Source organism: Shewanella rhizosphaerae (assembly GCF_019457655.1).
Classification (GTDB): domain Bacteria; phylum Pseudomonadota; class Gammaproteobacteria; order Enterobacterales; family Shewanellaceae; genus Shewanella; species Shewanella loihica.
On record NZ_CP080420.1, the window covers coordinates 2,325,345 to 2,340,238 of the forward strand.

The following is a 14,894-nucleotide window of genomic DNA, read 5'->3' on the forward strand; positions in this document are numbered from 1 at the left end:
GTATCAAAAATTCGACCCTAACTGTACCTGTCCCTGAGCCAAGCATATTGATAATAGGCACTTTGTCCTAAGCGTCGCAGTCGCGCGAAGGGAAACTTAGGCAGTGGTGATTGGTAAAGCGGCAGCTCAGGCAAGCGCTCGCCGGCAATATGCTGTGCCAGGCGATAGGCGGCCTGAGCTGAGAAAGCGACGCCTGAACCGCAATAGCCCAGACTGTAACCCATATCTCCCTGACTAAAGACGTGGGGCATATCGTCTAAGGCGGCGGCGATCCATCCGGTCCAGTTATGATCAACTGTTACATCGGCTAACGCAGGAAAACAATCTGCCATGGCGCTCTTTAATCGCTCTCCATAGCGAGGATCGCTGGCATCGGCGCCGCTTATTGCGCCGCGGCCACCAAACAGCAAGCGATTGTCGCTTAGTAGGCGATAGTAGTACTTGAGCCTGCGGGTATCCATCACCACCTGATGTGTCTTAAGGCCCGTCGCCTCAAGTTGCGCATCAGTGAGAGGCGCAGTCACTATGATGTTACTCAGTATGGGCAGGTAGCGATTATCAACCGCTTGATTAAAACGTTTAGGCGTATAGGCGTTACCGGCACTGACAACCTGCTTTGCGATCAGTTCTCCCTTATCGGTTATGAGTCTATGGTAAGGTCCCTCCTTTAACCACTGCCGCACGCAGCTATTTTCATGCAAGGGAACGCCAAGGGATTGCACCACGCGCTTATAGCCCAAGCAGAGTTTTAGGGGGTTTACACCGAAACCATCGTTAAGTCGCAGCGCGCCATAAGCTTGATGGTTATCCATGTAGCTCTCTTTAAGATCGCTGGGTGTGAGAAACAGGGCATCATCGCCAAGATGTTCGGCGATGAAGTCGGCCGCTCCCTTTAATGTGCTATAGGCCTTGGCGTTGTGCGCTATCTTAAGATAGCCCTTGGGCTGAGCATCGCAGGCGATCTCATGCTGTTCAATCAACTGCTCGACGCGGCGCACCGCGCTTGTGAACTCACCATAGATCCCTTTGGTGGTCTCCATGCCCCACTTCTTGGCCATCTGACTATAGCCCATACGTCCAGAGCCTTTGAGCACAAAACCGGCATTGCGGCCGCTGGCGCCAAAGCCTATCTGATTCGCCTCTAACACCCTGGCCTCAATATTAAACTCGCTGGCAAGATAATAGGCAGTCAGCAAACCAGTAAAGCCTCCACCGACGATGGCTACATCGGTTTGCATCCGGCCGCTGAGAGCTGGCAAGAGTGCAGGACGAGAGACGGTCTTCGCCCAGTAAGAGTCTGGCCAGGGCTGACCATCGGGAAAGTCATTGAGTAAAGGATCGTAGGACATAATGTTTAGGACTTTTAGAAAGTGATATAAGGTTGTGGCTGGTCGATTCCCTAAGCTAGAAAGTCAGGATCATCTCGCAAGCGACGCAATGACATTCGCTGCCACACAGCACGCAGATATAGTCGGGATGATCTGGGTTATTGTTCCAGCGCTCAGGATGTTCCTTGATAAGCTTGCCTCCAGCCTTGGTAAAGTACCCCACTGCTGAGTTATCTGGGCTCTGTTTCCAGAGGTGGCTAACGCCAGCCAAGGCGCCTTGGGCCTTACAGGTTTCAATCGAGCTTTCAAGCAGGGCCTTACCTATGCCAAGTCCCCTAGCCTCCTCGGCGACCGTGTTACATTTAAAATAACAGCAATGTTCGGGTGCAACAGGCCAAAGCGCTGGCGAGCACCAGCGATCCAGCGACCAATTGCCTGGCGCGTAGGTAAGCCGAAAGCCGACTAATTCGCCCTCTAAGTAGGCAACAAAGTTTGCATTGAGGCCAGATTTAAAAGCCTTATCCTGCATCTCGCTAAGCATCTGCTCATCGAGATAGCCATCGCCATGCACCAGATTACCAAGAGCGATGACTCGCTCAAAATCTTCCTGCGCTAAGGGTCTTATCTCTACTTGGCTACTCATCGCCTCACTCGTCTGTTTACCTTAAATTAACCTCAAGGTAACATAAAAACCCTTAAATGAAGTAAGGATGCGATTAAGCGCATATTTCTTGAACAATCCCAAATCATAATGGAGTCATTGGGTGAATACAGATTTCTCAAAACCTGCGCTGGAAGACAAACTCAACCGGATCACTTCGATACCACAAAGATTCAACCAGGGCCTTAAGAACCTGTGGCAACGCCTCACGCTGCCACAAAGGCTTTACCTACTGGCCGCGCCACTGTTGATGAGCGAACATTTAGGCTTAGTGGCCATCATTACCACAATTGCCCTCACCCTGGAGTTTTGGCCTCTGTTTGAGCGTATCTGGCACTCGCTCGCCGGTAAGGCGGTATTGCTGCTCTTCTACGCTATCGTGGCCAACTATGCTCTGGCAATGGCAGGTGCCATTGTTAACGAGGTGGTGGGCGTACCGGCCACGCATTTTAACTACACCCACAACTTTGCCATCTTGCTGCTTCTGCCCGCCTGGATCCTGGGCATTAGCGCCATCGGGCTATTGTTTGTGCAGCTGTTGATGCCTTTCTATCTCATGATAGCCCTGATGTTAAAACCCATTGGTATCAAGCTCTTTTCCCTTACCGGCAACAGTCATTACCGTTTCACCACCCTGATGGTCAGATTCGTCCTCTCCTTGGTCTTGCTCTACCATTTGATCTTGCTTATCGGTGATGTAGAGGAGAGAGTGGAATCAGCGCTGAACGATTTAAAGACCATTGAGGAATCGGTAAAGGGAGAGTCGAACAAAGGTCAAGACAAGCAGCTAACCGCAAAAACAGATGAGGTGGCCGCCAATTTAGAAATAAAGAGGCAACGCGGGGCTGAAGCGCCAGAGAAGGATGAAGCGTTATCAAACGCCGGACCTGCCCAAGAAAAGACAGATGATCAACAAACTCGCCAAGCAGAGAGCGAGGCATCGTTAGCGAAAGAATATGCCTCACTACGTCACGCCTATCAGGGTGAGATCCGCGAGTTAATCGCCGAGTTCGCCTACCGCCTCGAGGCCGATAGCCGTTCTCGTTGTGAAAAGAGTGAGAATGCCAACGTGGTCGAGCTCAACGACTATGAAATTCTCGAGGTGGTGCCAGACAGTACGGCAAAATACCGTTATCGCTTTACGGTAAGAAAATGCATTTCACCTGCCTTTCCGGCCAAATAAGCTAAATACTTCGCTTGGGCGTTAGCCATAGGCCGTTAATCATAGCGCCCAAGCCTGTAACCAATTGTCTTAACCGCTACCAAGGGATCAGCTGGCCATCGAAGTTTAAAAACTGGCCTGACTGAGTTGCGTCCAGGTTTTCGATACATCTAGCCATCTGATCTACAGCCTCATTTACTGTGATCAGCGCGTTGGGCCCGCCCATGTCTGTCTGTACCCAACCTGGATGAAATGCCAGGCAGTAGATCTCCTCGCTGCTCAAGTCGATAGCCAGGCTCTTAAGCGCCGCGTTGAGTCCCGCCTTTGATGAGCGATAGAGATAGCTGCCGCCACTCTGGTTATCCGCTATGCTCCCCATCTTCGAGGAGATACAGATCACCTTGGCATTAGTCGCCTTTTGCAACATGGGATAGCAGATCTGGGTCACCATGATGGGTGCTATGGTATTAACCGCAAGCACCTTCTGCCACTCTGCCGCCCTAAGCTGACCGAAACCTATCCCCTTAGGGCCATAATAGCCGGCGTTATTGATCAAGATATCGATGGCCGCATCATTTAAATGCTGGGGTAAGGCGTGCATCGAGACATCATCGGTGACGTCCAGCTGAATAATATTGAGGTTGGCATGGATCTCCGCCAGTTGGATCAAGGCACTTGCTTGAGCGGGCTGCCGGCAACAGGCACTCACTCTATCGCCTTTAGCCAGATAATGCCTGACAAAGCCTAAGCCTATCCCGCGATTTGCCCCTGTGATCACCACATGCTTTGTCATAACAACTCCCTACATCATCAATAGTTAACAACAAGAATCATAACCTAAGGTTCGATGTTTTGCCTGTTTTACCCATCTTTGCACATCTATAACCGCTGGATATGCAAACGGCCAACCGAGGAAGACGGCAAGCCGCCTTTCCTCGGTTTTTATTGTCTGCGACAATAGGGACAAATTGATGACAACCTATGTCATGTCAGTGACTAGCTGGGATTCCTCTATCTTGAATATTGAGCAACTGCTTTGCGAAACACTCTCATGCGAAAAAGTCATAAAACTAGGTAAACTGCAGACCCTTTGGAGTGGCTATGGCGAGATAGCTCGCTTTATGATGCATTACCTGCCTGAAAGACCGCATGAGAACTCCCGTGATGATTTAATTAACAGGTCTGCTTCGCAAACTGTCATCGTTAAGCATATTGCGCCGCCAACACAGAGCAGCCATCCCCACCAATGGGACACAGAGATCTCTCACCAACGTAAGATGCGCTCTTATCAGGTAGAGCTCAATTGGTATCGCGACTTCACTCCCCGTTGTCAGGGCGTGCTTAACCTCCCCCAACTTCTAGTGGCAGATCAAGATACTGAGACCCAAGAGATGTTGCTCGTCATGAGCGACCTCGACGCACAGGGGTTCGATCAGCGCCGCATCAACCTAACCCAAGCCGAGCTTTACGCCTGCATAGAATGGCTGGCCCGTTTTCATGCCATGTTTGCCTATGAATGTGCCGATGAACTTGGCTATGAACTTGGCTATGAACTTGCCAATAAATTTGCCTATGAAGCTTCTCAAGCTTCAACAAAAGACCATCCGTCAGAAAAGGAGTTTCCAAATGCAGCGCCCTACGCTGGCCTTTGGCCAATAGGCACCTACTGGCACCTGGCAACCCGGCCCGATGAGCTTGAAATTATGGCGGATTCGCCTTTAAAAAATGCCGCAGAGGCGATCGACGCTAGACTCAATCAAGCCAGGTTTCAAACCTTAGTTCATGGCGATGCTAAGGTCGCCAACTTCTGCTTTCACAAAGAGGTTGAAAGCTTAGGCGTTGACGGTGTGGCGGCGTTAGATTTTCAATATGTCGGCGCCGGCATTGGCGTAAAAGACTTTATCTATCTGCTGGGTAGCTGCCTGGACGAGGCTCAGTTGGTGACTAATTATGACGCTGCCTGTAGCCACTATTTTAAGGCCCTCAAACAGCAGCTTTCTGGTCGTTGGGCGGCTGAGCAAATTGAGGCTTTGGTAAACGAGTGGAATGACCTACTTCCCTTCGCCTGGGCCGACTTTGAGCGCTTTCTTGCTGGCTGGCAGCCAGAGCATCATAAGCGCAACGGCTTTAGCCAAGATATGACTCAGAGAGCGCTAAATGCGCTCGGCTAAGTGTGATAGCTAAGTCCATTGTTTAAGCCTATTGTCTAAGTTTATTGCTTGAGTGCATTATCCAAGTTCATTGCTTGAGTGCATTATCCAAGTTCAATGCTTGAGTCCAATGTCTAAGATTGTTGTATAAGTTTACTGGTTCAAGGCGACTGATTTAAGAGGACTGATTTAAGACGACTGATTTACGACTATTAATAGAGCCATTGAGTTGATGTTGGGCAGCTTCAGCAAGCGCCTCCACACCCCAAAGCTAGCCTCTAATGACTGAATCCCCAAGGCGTCCAAAAGGCCCGAAAACAGGGGGCAAATCACACCAAAAGGGCTACAATCATACTAAGAGAGTGCTCGATATACGCAAACGGGTGAGTACCCAAATGTGCTATCTAAGTTAGCCAATAACGCGGCATCACACTCTCTTTCTTTTGCCTGTTTCTTTCGGCTCTATCTTGCCTAATCTTTTACCTTTCACTCGACCTTGTTCAGGTCATTTGCGCCTCAGGCGCTAATTGCCAATGCCCATACAACGCAAATTACATACCTGTTTACATTTAAGCGCTTTAACAAATTACCTATTTCGATAACATTTACCCTGCAAAAAATCTTTCGCCTAAGTATAAAAACGTTTTTATTAATAAATTTATTATCTTAGCTCCAACAAGAGGAAGTGTTTGTGGCTACCGTAAAACAGTTCGTATTGCCCATCGCAGTGCTATTGCTCGGGGGCGGCACCTTTGCCGTGCTAGCATCGATGAAAAAACCACCAGAAGAGAAACCTGTCGTTGACAATACGCCCGTCGTGGCTGTCGAGATTATCGACAAGGAGCCCATGACCTTTACCGTAAACTCCTACGGTATCGTCAACGCCAAGTATGAAACTGACCTTGTGTCTCAGGTTACCGGTGAGATCGTCTACCTGAGCGACGCTTTCGTTCGCGGTGGCTTCGTGAAGAAAGGCCAGATACTGGCAAAGATAGATCCCAGCGATTACGAGGCCGCCCTTATCGATGCCAAGGCCACAGTGGCCAGTGCAAAGGCGACTCTGGTACAAGAAAAAGCCTATGGCAAGGTGGCCGCCGAAGAGTGGAAGCGAATCGAGAACGGCACCCCTACCGAGCTGAGCCTGCGTAAACCCCAGCTGGCTCAAGAAGTTGCCCGCCTCAATTCATCTGAAGCAGGCCTCAAGCGCGCGACCCGTAATCTCGAACGCACTGTGATCAAGGCGCCCTATGATGCCTTGATCGAGAGTCGCCATATAGGTTTGGGCTCATACGTCTCCGCCGGTACCCAAGTGGGTAAGCTGCTTAGCACGGAAAAAGCCGAGATCCGCCTTCCCCTGCCCGATAAGGAGATACGTTACCTCGACAACAAGGGCCTGGGTGCTCAAGTCATGGTCAAGGGAAACTTTGCCGGTGAGAACACCGCCTGGAAAGGTCAGATAGTGCGCAGCGAAGGCGTTATCGACAATCGTAGCCGAATGACCTATCTGGTGGCCGAGGTGATCGATCCCTATGGGCTGAAGGACAACAAACAGCCGCTGAGATATGGCAGCTATATCACGGCGCAGATCCACGGCTCACAGGCCCAGGATGTCACCACCATCGCTAGACACCTTGTGGTTAACGACAAGGTCGCCATCATGACGCCGGAAAACACCCTCGCATTTAAATCGGTAGATATACTGCGTCAGCAAGGCACCCAGGTAGTTATCGGAGACGGGTTAGATGATGGCATGCGCCTCATCACCTCGGCGCTGGATTATCCCATCGAAGGGATGAAACTCGCCCTGGCCGATGACAAACAGACGCCGACACAAGATGAAGCCGTCGCCGATCAGCTGGCCATGGAAGACAAGGAGTAAGGGCGAATGCCAGATCCAAATAAAGGCATGATCGCCTGGTTTGCCCGCAACAGCGTGGCGGCGAACCTGCTGATGATCATCATCATTATCGGCGGCCTCCTCACTGCCAGCACCATACGCAAACAATTTTTTCCCCAGACAGAAACCAACTGGGTCGAGTTTAGTGCCTTCTATCCAGGCGCCGCGCCCCAAGAGGTAGAGGAAGGGATCACCATCAAGGTCGAGGAAGCCCTGGAGCGGGTACAAGGCCTGAAGCGTGTTATCACCTATTCGAACCGTAACTCGGCATCGGGCTATTTTCGTATCGAAGACTCATACGACCCTCAGGTGGTCTTGGACGAGATCAAGTCTGAGATCGATTCTATCTCGAGTTTCCCCGATGGCATGGAGCGTCCGCGGGTTGAGCGGATCAAGAATCGACAGGAGGTATTTTATATCAGTCTCTATGGCGACCTGCCGCCAAAGCAGCTCAAAGAGTTCGGCGAGAAGATCCACGATGAGTTGATGCAGTTGCCGCTGGTGAACATCACTGAGTTTTATGGCGGACTGGACTATGAGATGTCTATCGAGGTCAGCAAGGATAAGCTGCGCGAATACAACCTCTCCTTCAACGATGTCGCCAAGGCGGTTCGCGGTTATTCGCGCAACATGTCGGCCGGCCAAATCAAGGCCGAGAACGGCTACATCAGCCTGAGGGTGCAAAATCAAGCCTATGTCGGTTACGAATTTGAGAATCTGCCGCTGATCACCCTAGAAGATGGCACCAAGTTGCTGCTTGGCGATGTGGCCAATGTGGTCGACGGTTTCGAAGAGGGTATTCAATACTCCAAGTTCAACGGTAAGAACTCGGTGACTTTCTTCGTGGGCGCATCAAACGATCAGAGCATGACGGATGTGGCTAAGGTGGTTAACCAATACGTCGAAGATAAACAGGCCTCACTGCCCCAGGGCTTGAACCTGGAGACCTGGGTCGATATGACCTATTACCTGCAGGGCCGTCTGGATCTTATGCTCGACAGCATGAAGAGCGGCGCCATCTTGGTATTTATCATGCTGGCCCTCTTCCTGCGGGTTCGCCTGGCCTTTTGGGTGATGATGGGGCTGCCGGTCTGTTTCTTAGGCACGCTGCTACTGATGCCGACCGCCATGATAGATGTCACCATTAACGTGATCAGCCTGTTTGCCTTCATTCTGGTGCTGGGGATAGTGGTCGACGATGCCATCGTCATGGGTGAGAGCGCCCATACCGAATGTGAAGAGAAAGGCCAGAGCATAGATAATGTGATCCGCGGCGTGAAGAAAGTAGCCATGCCCGCCACCTTCGGCGTGTTGACCACAATTGCCGCCTTCCTGCCCATCACCATGGACGATGGCCCCTCTTCGGCCTTCGGCCAGTCGATCGGCTATGTGGTGATCTTGTGTCTACTGTTCTCGCTGGTGGAATCTAAGCTCATCCTGCCGGCGCACTTAGCCAAGATGAAACATAAAACCCAGGTTAAGCCAGGCTCGAAGAATCCCATCAACCTGCTGCGTATCGGGGTCAATTATTTACAGGCCAAGGTGGACAATGGACTGCAGTTTGTGATCTATCGTCTGTACAAGCCGTCTTTAACATTGTCGGTGAAATACAGATATATGATCATTGCCCTGTTCATCTCCTTAATTCTGGTCTGCGCCGGCCTATACTCCGGCGGGATCCTACGCTACGTGGGACAACCTAAGATCCCCCATGATTTCCCGCGCATCAGCGTCGAGATGAACCTGGACTCATCAGAGCAAGCAACCCTGTCTGCCGCATTGGCGATCGAGGCGGCGCTGCATAAGGTCGATGATCAGCTGGAACAGGAGTTTGGCCAACGAATGATTGCCGACATGCAAGTCGATCTTCAAGGCAGAACCCGTGCCCAGGTGATGACTAAGCTAGTGACCCCAGAGCTAAGGCCCATAGATACCTTTGCCCTCGCCGAGCGCTGGCGTGCAGCCATGCCGCAGATCCCAGGGGTGAAGTCCTTCAATATTCAGGATAACCTCTTCGGTGGCGGCCGCGACGATGGCGACATCAGCTTCCGTCTCGAAGGCAAAGACGAGGCTCAACTCATCGCCGCGGCGAAGGCGCTTAAGGCTAAGCTTAACAGCCTGCAGGGCGTTGGCGACGTCAACGACAGCCGCCAGTCCAGCGCCAAAGAGGTGCAATTTAGCCTCAAACCTCTGGCTAACAGTGTCGGCCTTACCCTGGCCGATGTGGCCTCTCAGGTCAGCGCCAGCTTCTACGGTCTCGAGGCCCAGCGTATTTTGCGTAACGGCGAAGAGATCAAGGTGATGCTGCGCTATCCCGAGGAGCAGCGTAACTCCATCGCCCATGTGACCGAGGTGATGATCCTCACGCCACAGGGCGCAGAGATCCCGCTCTCAGAGGTCGCAGAGATCCAGGTGACGCAAGGGGTCAGCGGTATCCGGCGTGAAAACGGCAACCGGACCATCAACGTCTGGGCCTCGGTGGACGCCTCTCAGGCGGAGCCATTTAAGCTAGCCCAGGACATTCGTGATAACTTTATCCCTGAGCTGCTGCGTCAGTATCCTAGGGTGAAGAGTGAGGTGGCAGGTAACATTCAGGAGCAGATCGACAGCGCCAATACACAGATGCGTAACTTCATCATCTCACTGCTGGTGATTTACAGCCTGTTGGCCGTGCCGCTTAAGTCCTATGTGCAGCCAATGATGATCATGTCAGTGATCCCCTTTGGCATCATTGGCTCTGTGCTCGGCCACATGCTACTTGGGATAGACCTAAGCGCCCTCTCCCTCTTCGGCATCATTGCCGCCGCCGGGGTGGTGGTGAACGACTCCTTGGTGATGGTGGATTACATCAACCGCGCCCGACTGGCCGGTATCAGCATGAAGGTTGCCGTGATTGAGGCAGGTTGTCGCCGTTTCAGGGCGATCCTGCTAACCTCGCTGACCACCTTTATCGGCCTGGTGCCCATCATGAGCGAGACCAGCATGCAGGCTCAGATGGTGATCCCTATGGCGGTATCGCTCGCCTTCGGCGTACTGTTCGCCACCATAGTGACTCTGGTGCTCATTCCATGTCTCTATGTGGCGATCGAGGATACCAAGTCTGCGTTTAGTTGGATATACAACCGAATTACCGGCGTTAAGATGAACCAGCCTGTGGTTTCAGAGCAGTAGTCTGATTGCCACTCGCTTAAACAGAAAAAGCCCGCTTTTGAGCGGGCTTTTTTACAATCAAGATCTTCTCCAGCGCGAGAATGCTTTGGTACCTTGATTCAAACATTCCCTGAAAATGAACAAAGAAACGAGAAAAGGCTTTCATTTCTGGAAGCGTTATTCTTTATGTGATGAAGAGATAGCCAGCGTTCTCTAAAAAAGAGTGAGCATTAGGAGCCCTGGGTTCAAATAATTCCTATAGCCAGAATTTAGATAGTTGCCAGTCAGAACGAAAAAAGGCCACCGTTTCTGGAAGCCTTTTCTCTTAATGTGGAGGAAAGATAGCAGGGCTTAAACGTTAGGAACCCGGTTATTACTCATTTCCGATATGCTAGATAGCACAAAGCCGCTTGTTAGCGGGCTTTGTTAATTTGGTGAAGAGATAGCCTGACTGAAATATTTGGAAGCCTGGGTTCAATTTACTTCCGTTTACCTAGTAACTAGTTAGCGCTTATCGAGTCCATAACGAAAAAAGGCTTCCATTTCTGGAAGCCTTTTTTCTTAATGTGGCGGAGAGATAGGGATTTGAACCCTAGACGGGCTATAAACCCGTGCCGGTTTTCAAGACCGGTGCATTCGACCACTCTGCCATCTCTCCGAACGCCGCGAATAATATAGCGCCCTATTTCACTTGTAAAGGGAAAATATAACGAAAAGGCGCATTTGGCGAACTTACGCTCACTTTGTCGAATCTTCCTCCTGATGCAGCGCAATTTTAGCCGGATCTGGTGTAGAGATGGCGCCGAACACGGCTCGCCAGCTATCGTAACCTCGCACTTGGAAACCGATTAGCACACCTATAGCGCTGACGACTATCCCGACACCAATCGCCTTCTCACCGCTACTTGCCCATAACGCCACAAGTGAGGATGCGCCAAAAGCAATACTGATCTGCAAGAAGTTTTGTAAGCCCGCCGCCTTGGCCGACGCCTGCTTGAACACCTGCAGCGCTGAGTTAACCACTATGGGATAACAAGCGCCATTGGCCGCCGCCATCACGGAGAAGATACTCAACAAAGGCCAGATAGTGCTCGATGGATAACACAGGGTGACCAGGGCGATACCAGCAACACAAGCGCCGAACAGCAACAAGACCCAGGTAAGCGTCACCTCGGCGCCTAAGCGACGAATAAACAACTTGCTCAGATAGCCCCCGAGAATAAACATCACGGTCTGCGGAACGAAACTCAGGCCGATCGCCTTAGCCCCATACCCATGTTGTTCCATCACTATCGGCCAGAGGGTTAGGTAAGAGAAAAAAGCCGCCGAGCAGGCGCCAAAGACCAGCACGTTGCCCAGATATTTGGGGCTGGCCAACATGGCCAAATAGCTCACGCGAACACTCTTTTGAGCTAGTGTGTCTTTACAGCCTTGCTGGCTACTTGCCTCGTCGGTCTTACTATTAAGGCTTTCCTTGCTATCGACCCAGGCAAGGGTCGCTAGGATAAGCAGCAAGCTTAAGCCGCCCAGGATGAAGAAGATGCTGTGCCACTGCTGCCACTCAAGCAGATAAGCGCCCAGGATAGGCGCTAAGGCCGGCGACAGGGCCACAAGCGGCATGATATTACTAAATACCTGCTGCGCCTCGTCTGCTTTATAGCGATCGATCACTATAGCCTGCCAGATCACCGAGGCGCTACAGGCACCTAATGCTTGGAAGAAGCGCGCCACATTAAACATGGCGATTGAGTCGCTATTGGCAATCACCAAACTGGCTGCGCCGAACAGAGCAAGACCCAATACCAGACTCAGACGTTTACCTACGGCCTGTACCAGGGGGCCATACAAGAGCTGCCCCAAGGCCAAACCAGCGAGGAAGAAAGTCAGCGAGCTGGCCACCTGAGTGGCACTTGCATCTAAACTTGTTTCAATTGCTTTGAAAGCAGGTAAATACATGTCAGTCGCAATAAAGCCCAACATGCTGAGTAGCGCTAGATAGATAAGAAAAGAAAAATTAGCGATTTTATTCATAAAAATAGAAGATTCACTTTAACTAACCAAAGAAGTCGGTGAGTCTATTGACTTGCCAATTGCTTGTGAAACGTTTATTTTTGCTTACAGCCTTCAAATATTCTCACGGCAAATTTAGGAGCAAATTCGAGATGCTTTCAGAACAGTCGATGCAATTAATTGATATGGTGGCCCGAGTCGGCAGTTTTACCGCGGCGGCCAACAAGTTACACAAGGTGCCCTCTGCCGTGAGTTATGCCGTGAAGCAGGTTGAGGAAGATTTGGGGGTCGTGTTGTTTGAGCGCCACCATAGAAGCGTGAGCCTCACCCCGGCAGGCGAACATTTCGTCAAGCAGGTGCGCTCCATGCTTACCCATTTGGCGTCGCTAAAAGAAGACACCAAACGCGTGGCCAACGGCTGGCAACCCACACTCTCAATCGCCCTGGATAACATAGTGCGCGCCGATAAGATCAGTAACCTGATCGCCGATTTCTATCGCCATTTCGACAATGTCGAGCTGATCATACGCATCGAGGTCTTTAACGGCGTTTGGGAGGCAATAGCCACCGGCCGCAGCGACATCGCCATCGGTGCCACCACCGCGATTCCTGTGGGCGGTGATTATCGCTTTAAGGATATGGGCGATATCGAATGGACCTTCCTGGTGAGTAAGCATCACCCCCTGGCCGCTATAGATAGACCGCTGCTGGATGATGAGCTACGCAGCTACCCCTCTATCTGCTTGGAAGACACCTCTCGCGAGATCCCCAAACGCATGACCTGGCTATTAGACAATCAGCGCCGTTTAGTCGTCCCAGACTGGATCCGCGCCATCAACTGTTTCCGCGAAGGCCTGGGCATAGGTTACATGCCCAAGCACTTCGCCACCCCCTTTGTGCAGGCCGGCGCGCTGATAGAGAAAGAGCTGGAACGCCCTAAGGCTCCAAGCCCCTGTTGCCTGGCCTGGAACGATGCCAACATGTCCCCCGCCATGGCCTGGGTGCTGGATTATCTAGGCGATAGCGAAAAACTGCAGCGAGACTGGTTTAACTAAATCTCTTTAAATCAGTCACGTTTAATGAGTTATGTTTAGTTACGCGCTTAACTGAACGCATTGAATTTACCAGGCTTAATTAACCGCTTATCGAGCAGATGGGCTTTCGCCTTCCCCTTGGCTCGGTTATGATAATAGCTTTGAAAAACAAGTTAAATCCGGTTCATGAAATGGAACTCTTGCAACCGATTTGACTCAAATAAACCATCAAGTTAGTGATAGTCACTGGAGATAAAGATGACGCAAGAAACACTATATGCAAGCCATGCTTCGACACAAGAAGTGAATAAGCTGCTTAAAAATACCTATCTGCTGCTCTCGATGACACTGGGCTTCTCCGCGCTGTGTGCGGGATTGGCAATGGTGTTGCAAATCAGTCCTCTGATGTCTATCGGTCTGTCGATCGGTGGTTTCATTTTGTTGTTTGTCACCCTGAGAAAGGCCGAGTCAGCCGCGGGTCTGTTTTGGGTATTCGCCTTTACCGGAATGGAAGGTGCCTCTTTAGGCTACATGCTTAACCACTATGCAGGCATGGCCAACGGTCCTCAGCTGATCATGCAGGCCTTAGGCCTAACCGCAGTGGTGTTTGTTACCCTGAGTGGCTATGCCATCACCACCAAGAAAGACTTCTCTTTCATGCGCGGCTTCCTGCTGGCTGGCCTGGTCATTGCCATCGTTGCCGGCATCGCCAACATCTTTATCGGTAGCGGCGCGGTGTTCATGGCCCTCAACGCGGGTATCGCCCTGTTGATGACAGGCTTTATCCTGTTCGACACCAGCCGCATCGTCAATGGTGGTGAGACCAACTACATACGCGCTACCGTATCGCTGTACTTGGACTTCCTCAACCTGTTTATCTCTATTTTGCACCTGCTTGGTGCAGGTAGCGACGATTAAGCAAACTAAGCTTAGAATGCCCGCCCCCATTGGCGGGCTTTTTTATGCCCTTTTCTTCGACTAATTAGCCTTTTATTTGTGTAAAACAGCCAGCGTATCCACCAGGCATTTGGGATCAATTTAAAAAACAGATAGAATAGCGGCTCAAAGCCGAGCTCTTACGGCGCAATATTAAGTTAGGGTTAATGAGTAAGCTCATCATTCAAGTCAATCAGGCTGGGTACGGCCAAGGTAGCAGCTATCAGGCACTGCAATTTACTAAGGCGGCTATCGATGCCGGCCATGAGGTGATTAAGGTCTTCTTCTATCAAGACGGCGTATTATCGACCAATCATCTGCAATCGCCTGCCTCCGATGAATTTGCCCTCTATCAGGCCTGGCGAGAGCTTGGACAGACACACCAGGTACCCATGGTCAATTGCGTATCGGCGGCGCTACGCCGCGGCGTGTTGTCTGCGGCCGAATCGGCTGAAAACCAATTGCAGCACTGGAATCTCGAGCCCCCCTTTCAGATGGGCGGCCTTGGCGAACTCGTGACCGGTATAGAGCAAGCCGATCGCGTGATCTGTTTTTAAACGCCAGAT

At 51.2% G+C, this 14,894-nt stretch carries 11 protein-coding genes and 1 tRNA gene; 7 read left to right on the forward strand and 5 right to left on the reverse strand.

The genetic code is table 11. From position 1 onward, the window contains the following. Positions 1-17: 17 nt before the first annotated feature. Together K0I63_RS10375 and K0I63_RS10380 are read right to left on the reverse strand one after the other, a co-directional pair. Positions 18-1,349: an NAD(P)/FAD-dependent oxidoreductase gene (locus K0I63_RS10375; protein ID WP_220080985.1), complete on the reverse strand. Its 1,332-nt coding sequence runs from the start codon at positions 1,347-1,349 to the stop codon at positions 18-20. Between the two features lie 55 nt (positions 1,350-1,404). After that, entirely contained in the window at positions 1,405-1,971 is a 567-nt protein-coding gene (locus K0I63_RS10380; protein WP_220080986.1) for a GNAT family N-acetyltransferase, read from the reverse strand. 121 nt (positions 1,972-2,092) lie between these two features. On the opposite strand from K0I63_RS10380, the gene K0I63_RS10385 reads away from it, so the two are divergent. After that, positions 2,093-3,172, forward strand: coding sequence for a hypothetical protein (locus tag K0I63_RS10385; RefSeq protein WP_220080987.1), 1,080 nt, complete (start codon positions 2,093-2,095; stop codon positions 3,170-3,172). Between the two features lie 76 nt (positions 3,173-3,248). Here K0I63_RS10385 and K0I63_RS10390 read toward each other — a convergent pair whose 3' ends face one another. After that, on the reverse strand, positions 3,249-3,944 hold the full coding sequence (locus K0I63_RS10390; protein WP_220080988.1) for an SDR family oxidoreductase: 696 nt from the start codon (positions 3,942-3,944) through the stop codon (positions 3,249-3,251). A 178-nt stretch (positions 3,945-4,122) separates the two neighbouring features. On the opposite strand from K0I63_RS10390, the gene K0I63_RS10395 reads away from it, so the two are divergent. The 3 genes from K0I63_RS10395 to K0I63_RS10405 all read left to right on the forward strand — a co-directional run bounded on the left by K0I63_RS10395 (position 4,123) and on the right by K0I63_RS10405 (position 10,369). Continuing rightward, the gene (locus K0I63_RS10395; protein ID WP_220080989.1) at positions 4,123-5,322 is read left to right on the forward strand and encodes a phosphotransferase; all 1,200 of its coding nucleotides are present in this window, start codon (positions 4,123-4,125) and stop codon (positions 5,320-5,322) included. 670 nt (positions 5,323-5,992) lie between these two features. Further along, entirely contained in the window at positions 5,993-7,180 is a 1,188-nt protein-coding gene (locus K0I63_RS10400; protein WP_220080990.1) for an efflux RND transporter periplasmic adaptor subunit, read from the forward strand. Positions 7,181-7,186: 6 nt separating this feature from the next. Beyond that, positions 7,187-10,369: an efflux RND transporter permease subunit gene (locus K0I63_RS10405; protein ID WP_220080991.1), complete on the forward strand. Its 3,183-nt coding sequence runs from the start codon at positions 7,187-7,189 to the stop codon at positions 10,367-10,369. Between the two features lie 546 nt (positions 10,370-10,915). On the opposite strand, the gene K0I63_RS10410 is transcribed toward K0I63_RS10405, so the two are convergent. Both K0I63_RS10410 and punC read right to left on the reverse strand, forming a co-directional pair. Next, positions 10,916-11,006 (reverse strand) — tRNA-Ser (locus K0I63_RS10410). Between the two features lie 80 nt (positions 11,007-11,086). Further along, positions 11,087-12,379, reverse strand: coding sequence for a purine nucleoside transporter PunC (gene punC, locus K0I63_RS10415; protein WP_220080992.1), 1,293 nt, complete (start codon positions 12,377-12,379; stop codon positions 11,087-11,089). A gap of 131 nt (positions 12,380-12,510) precedes the next feature. Here punC and punR point away from each other — a divergent pair, with 131 nt between their 5' ends. The 3 genes from punR (at position 12,511) to tusD (ending at position 14,885) form a co-directional block, all read left to right on the forward strand. After that, positions 12,511-13,413, forward strand: coding sequence for a DNA-binding transcriptional activator PunR (gene punR, locus K0I63_RS10420; protein WP_011865811.1), 903 nt, complete (start codon positions 12,511-12,513; stop codon positions 13,411-13,413). Positions 13,414-13,650: 237 nt separating this feature from the next. Next, entirely contained in the window at positions 13,651-14,310 is a 660-nt protein-coding gene (locus K0I63_RS10425) for a Bax inhibitor-1/YccA family protein (RefSeq protein ID WP_011865812.1), read from the forward strand. A 185-nt stretch (positions 14,311-14,495) separates the two neighbouring features. Continuing rightward, positions 14,496-14,885, forward strand: a complete 390-nt coding sequence (tusD, locus tag K0I63_RS10430) for a sulfurtransferase complex subunit TusD (protein WP_220080993.1) — start codon at positions 14,496-14,498, stop codon at positions 14,883-14,885. Positions 14,886-14,894 lie beyond the last annotated feature (9 nt).

Bases quoted from the DNA above. Each gene is read 5' to 3' on its own strand.
- K0I63_RS10375 (WP_220080985.1), bottom strand. From the start codon at position 1,349: ATGTCCTACGATCCTTTACTCAATGACTTTCCCGATGGTCAGCCCTGG.
- K0I63_RS10380 (WP_220080986.1), bottom strand. From the start codon at position 1,971: ATGAGTAGCCAAGTAGAGATAAGACCCTTAGCGCAGGAAGATTTTGAG.
- K0I63_RS10390 (WP_220080988.1), bottom strand. From the start codon at position 3,944: ATGACAAAGCATGTGGTGATCACAGGGGCAAATCGCGGGATAGGCTTA.
- K0I63_RS10395 (WP_220080989.1), top strand. From the start codon at position 4,123: ATGACAACCTATGTCATGTCAGTGACTAGCTGGGATTCCTCTATCTTG.
- K0I63_RS10405 (WP_220080991.1), top strand. From the start codon at position 7,187: ATGCCAGATCCAAATAAAGGCATGATCGCCTGGTTTGCCCGCAACAGC.
- punC (WP_220080992.1), bottom strand. From the start codon at position 12,379: ATGAATAAAATCGCTAATTTTTCTTTTCTTATCTATCTAGCGCTACTC.
- punR (WP_011865811.1), top strand. From the start codon at position 12,511: ATGCTTTCAGAACAGTCGATGCAATTAATTGATATGGTGGCCCGAGTC.
- K0I63_RS10425 (WP_011865812.1), top strand. From the start codon at position 13,651: ATGACGCAAGAAACACTATATGCAAGCCATGCTTCGACACAAGAAGTG.
- tusD (WP_220080993.1), top strand. From the start codon at position 14,496: ATGAGTAAGCTCATCATTCAAGTCAATCAGGCTGGGTACGGCCAAGGT.